The organism is Frankia sp. CeRuru1 (genome assembly GCF_977966315.1).
The window spans coordinates 1-4036 of the sequence record NZ_CDWWEW010000438.1; the positions used below are offsets into that span (position 1 = coordinate 1).

At 69.6% G+C, this 4036-nt stretch carries 5 protein-coding genes; 3 read left to right on the plus strand and 2 right to left on the minus strand.

All coding sequences use genetic code 11. From position 1 onward, the window contains the following. Window positions 1-87: 87 nt before the first annotated feature. Window positions 88-978: an aminotransferase class IV family protein gene (locus AC08OP_RS22120; RefSeq protein ID WP_476615938.1), complete on the minus strand. Its 891-nt coding sequence runs from the start codon at window positions 976-978 to the stop codon at window positions 88-90. A gap of 123 nt (window positions 979-1101) precedes the next feature. Between AC08OP_RS22120 and AC08OP_RS22125 the strand changes: the two genes are divergently transcribed. Then, window positions 1102-1575, plus strand: coding sequence for an SCP2 sterol-binding domain-containing protein (locus AC08OP_RS22125; RefSeq protein WP_476615939.1), 474 nt, complete (start codon window positions 1102-1104; stop codon window positions 1573-1575). A gap of 127 nt (window positions 1576-1702) precedes the next feature. Here the strand turns inward: AC08OP_RS22125 and AC08OP_RS22130 are convergent, their stop codons facing one another. Continuing rightward, window positions 1703-2605 carry a TerB family tellurite resistance protein gene (locus tag AC08OP_RS22130; protein ID WP_476615940.1) on the minus strand — a complete coding sequence of 301 codons (903 nt, stop codon included), beginning with the start codon at window positions 2603-2605 and terminating at the stop codon, window positions 1703-1705. 328 nt (window positions 2606-2933) lie between these two features. Here AC08OP_RS22130 and AC08OP_RS22135 point away from each other — a divergent pair, with 328 nt between their 5' ends. Then, window positions 2934-3491 carry a protease gene (locus AC08OP_RS22135; RefSeq protein ID WP_476615941.1) on the plus strand — a complete coding sequence of 186 codons (558 nt, stop codon included), beginning with the start codon at window positions 2934-2936 and terminating at the stop codon, window positions 3489-3491. Between the two features lie 101 nt (window positions 3492-3592). Further along, on the plus strand, window positions 3593-4012 hold the full coding sequence (locus AC08OP_RS22140; RefSeq protein WP_011437807.1) for an ester cyclase: 420 nt from the start codon (window positions 3593-3595) through the stop codon (window positions 4010-4012). The last annotated feature ends 24 nt before the right edge of the window (window positions 4013-4036 follow it).

The window sequence follows — 4036 nt, forward strand, 5'->3', positions numbered from 1 at the left end:
AGGCCGGGGTGGACATAAGGCCGGGTGGACGTGGTCCTCCGGCCGTCCGCAGGAGCACCCGGGCGTGCGGGACGCCGTCGACCCGGCTCAGATCGGATCCCATGGCACCGCGTCGTAGCGGCGGGTAAGCGCCGTCATGAGCCATTCGGATCCCGTGAAGAGGTGGCCGTCGATGGCCCGGACGGGCGCGATCCCGCGTGAGTTGGTGACGAAGGCGGCCTCGAAGCCTGCCAGGTCCGCTAGTCGCACGGGGGCCCGTACGCTGGGCGGGCCGCCGTCCGCCGGTGCCTGCTCCAACAGCGTCATGGTGACTCCGCGCAGGGCGGGAGCGTCCGGCCAGACGATCATGTTGCCATCGAAGAAACCGATGTTGGTCATTGCGCCCTCCGCGACGAGCCCGCCGGGGGCGGTCAACAGGGCGTCGTCGTAGCCGTCACGGCGGACGAGCCGGCCGTGCTGGATCTGCGCGAACGTCCCGAGATGCTTGAGGTGGGCGAACGGGCGCAGGTACGGCACTGACCGCAGCCGTTGGGGGGTGGTCGGCATGGTTGCCGGTTCGCCGATCGCGACGATGACGCGCACCCCTGCGCCGTCCGGCCGCTCGGTGACGACAATCCGGACCGTGGCATCCAGCGCGGTGGCGGCTGTCGCCGTGGCCTCGGAGCCGTTGGCGGCCGTCTGGGTAGCGTACAGTGCCTGCCGGATGCGGTGGCGAACCAGCGCGCCGTCCAGGGGCTCGCTGTAGAGCTCCTGGTTCGCCTCATCCAGCCGGGTGAGATGCCACCGCAGGCCCCGGGCCCGACCGGCTCGCACCTGCAGCACGGTGAAGTGGCCGTGGGGGAGCAGGGCCAGGCGATGTGGATCATCGGGGGGAACGGGGCGCCCGTCGATTTCGACGCGTCGAAGTGTGGGAGTGACCACCTTGGCCACGATAGTGACCCGCCGGTGGGCCGCGCCGTCCGTGGGCTGGGGCGTCACGCGCGACATTCCGGTTGTGTCGCCCACGGAACCGCCGCCGTGTCGTCTTCGCTAGCGTGCTCGTGCGTGCTGCCGACAGGCTGCCGCCCACGAACGCCAACACGAACGCAAAGGAGTGTGGCTATGTCCGATCTTGCTGTCGATCCCACGGCCGACCCGGCGAAACTCGTCAGCGGTCTGCCCGCTATGTCGGAGCGTGAGGTCTCCGACCTGCTGGGTGGGCCGGCTGGTGACGCGGTGCTGGACGAGGTCTTCCGGCAGATGCGCGACACCTTCCGGCCAGAGCAGGCACAGGAAGAGAACGCTCTGGTCCGATTCGTGCTCAACGGTGGACCAGGCGGCGCCGTGCGCACCTACGAGCTGCGGGTCGCCGACGGTGTCTGCACTTTGGCGACACCGCCCGCCACCGGGACCCCGAGTGAATCCGCGGGGGAGCAGACGCTGACCATTGTCACGGATCGTGTCCGCTTCGTTCGGGTGGTCTCCGGTCAAGCCAGCGGGGCCAAGCTCTTCCTCACCAGAAAGATCAAGATTAATGGTGACCTGAAGTTCGGAGGCAGGATCCTGTCTTGGTTCGAGATCAAGAAGGAGAGCTGACCGGCGGCGGTCCCCACCGGTGCCGCCACGATCGGTGCCGCGCCGGGGAGGTCAGCCGGGAAGGCCAGCCGAGGAGGTCATGAGCGGCCGGGCCGGCGACGTCGTTCAACCGGCGCCGGCTCGCCCCTCACAGGGCGAACTCGGCGGCGTTCAGGCCGAGGGTGAGGGCGGCCTCCCGCACCACGGCCTGCTCGCTGGCGACGAACTCGCCGTCAACCAGGCCGATCACCTGTCCGATGCGTACCACGGCGGCGGCTTCCGCCACCCGCCCCCGCACCTTGGCGATGTCGGCCAGCGCGGCCTGTTTGCCGGCGGTGAAGTCTGCGGTGAGACGGCTCAGATGTCCATCGAAGAGCCGCTCCACGTCCTGTTCGGGAAACTGGGACATCACCGGATCCGTAGCGATGAAGCCGAGTAGCCCCTCGCGTTCCGCCGGATCGATGTGGCCGTCGGCCGCGGTGACGAGGGCACAGATCGCCACGGCGGCGTCCCGGAAGGTGAGGCTGCGCAGCTCCTCCCGCCGGGCGAACAGCTGCGCGCGCAGTGAGGCCAGGGAGGGCAGCCGCCGGTTGCCGACGGCGGGATCGAGGCCGCGCCAGAGCGGCCAGCCTTCGGCGAGCCAGCGACGTACCACCTCGGCCATCGATAGCGGGCGCAGGCGTGTCGCGAGAAGCACGTCGATGTTCACCGGAACCAGCGTGTGCTCTCCCCAGCGTGACGGCGTCGGAATGTCGGACGGCCAGAAGCCGGCGAACATGATACTGAGCACGTGATCGGTTGCGGGTTCAGGTGAGTGGCCGGTGACGGTTCCGTCGTGCTCGACCGCGCCGATGAACTGCCGGGAGACCGTCCGAGGGCCGGCGAGGCGGCCTACCTGCCGTTCGAGAGCGTCGTCCGTGCTCTCTCCCGCCGCCACCGGACCACCCGGAAGGACATGCCAGGCTTCTCCCGGCGGGCGAGCGAGGAGAACGCGGTCGTCAATCCGTACGAGAAGCCGAACATCAAGCCGAATAGCAGCCTGCAAAGGCATACCGAAAGCCTCCTGAAGACGCACGGCACAAGGCGGGTTACGCGCAGGCACCATCATCCACCAGATGGCGGAGCGAGTGGACGCGGCGGTGCGGAACTACTCATCTGCGCTGCCGGCGTGACCGCTCGGTCCGGGTGCCGCGCGCGCCCGCGGCCAGTGACGGGGTGGGATCGGCCAGTCTCGGAAGGATGATGGTGTCTGTGGCGGCTAGGGCGTCGAGCCGCCCGGACCTTAGCCTCGAGGCGTGGGCGCGGCGTCACCGGATCCGTAGCCAGACCGTCCGCGCCCGATCCTGGGCCGATCCTGAGCCGACCCTGAGAGGCATACCGTGACCAAGTTTCTGCTCAGCGTGCATGTTCTGGCCGCGATCCTCGCGATCGGACCGATCACCGTGGCCGCCAGCATGTTCGCCCCGGCTGCGCGCCTGGCGCTGACCTCCCCGGGCGACGAGCGTGCTGCCGGGATTGTCCGCGTGCTGCACCGAATCTGTGGCGTCTACTCCGCGCTCGGCCTCGTCGTACCGATCTTCGGGTTCTTCACCGCGCAGAGCCTGGGGGTTCTTGGGCAGACCTGGTTGATCGTCGCGATCGCGCTGACCACCGTGGCCGTCGTCGTGCTCCTCATCGTGGTGCTGCCCGGACAGCGTGGCGTCCTCGACGAGATCGTCACCGGATCCCCGGCCGTCCCCGACCGTGTGCAGGACGGAGGCGCGGTGGCCATGGATGGTGGCGCGGCGGCCATGGACGGTGGCGCGGTGGCCATGGACGCGGCCGCGGCGCGCGCCCGCACGAGCGGTCTCGCGATGGCAGCCGGTGTGTTCAGCCTGCTCTGGGTGATCGTCACCGTTCTGATGATCATCCGCCCCGGCTCGACCACGAGCGTCTGACGTCCTTCCCGGACGTCCGGTTTCCCGTCGGGAACCGGCCCGGTGGTGGGATGATCGCCCTCTGGACGGTGTGTGCGGCAGGCAAGCCTGGAGGATGTCACGTGGGAGAGGCGCTGGACACGGTGAAGCGCGCGCTGGACGCCTTCGACCTCGGTGACGAGGCCTCGGTGCTGTCGCTGCTCGACGAGGACCTGGTCGTCGAGGCACCGGGCGGGGTGCGGATCAAGGGGCGCGCGGCGGGCGCCGAGTACAGCGCCGCCTTCCTGGCGGCTTTCGGTGAGATCGACGTCGATACCCACGTGCTGGCCGAGCAGGGCGAGATCGTGGTCGAGGAGTACACGCTGACCGCGACGCACGTCGGCGTCTACCGCGACCCGGACGGGACGGAGCTCGCGCCCACCGGGCGTCGGATCAACCTGCGTGTCGTCGAGGTCTACCGGGTCGAGCGCGGCCTGATCACCGAGAACCGGCTGTACTTCGACCAGACGCGGCTCGCTCGCCAGCTCGGTCGACCCGCCTGAGCCGCCCCGGGCCCGACCCTGAGC

What these genes read in the sequence shown, in the direction of transcription:
- AC08OP_RS22125 (WP_476615939.1), top strand. Translation starts at nt 1,102, where the DNA reads ATGTCCGATCTTGCTGTCGATCCCACGGCCGACCCGGCGAAACTCGTC.
- AC08OP_RS22130 (WP_476615940.1), bottom strand. Translation starts at nt 2,605, where the DNA reads ATGCCTTTGCAGGCTGCTATTCGGCTTGATGTTCGGCTTCTCGTACGG.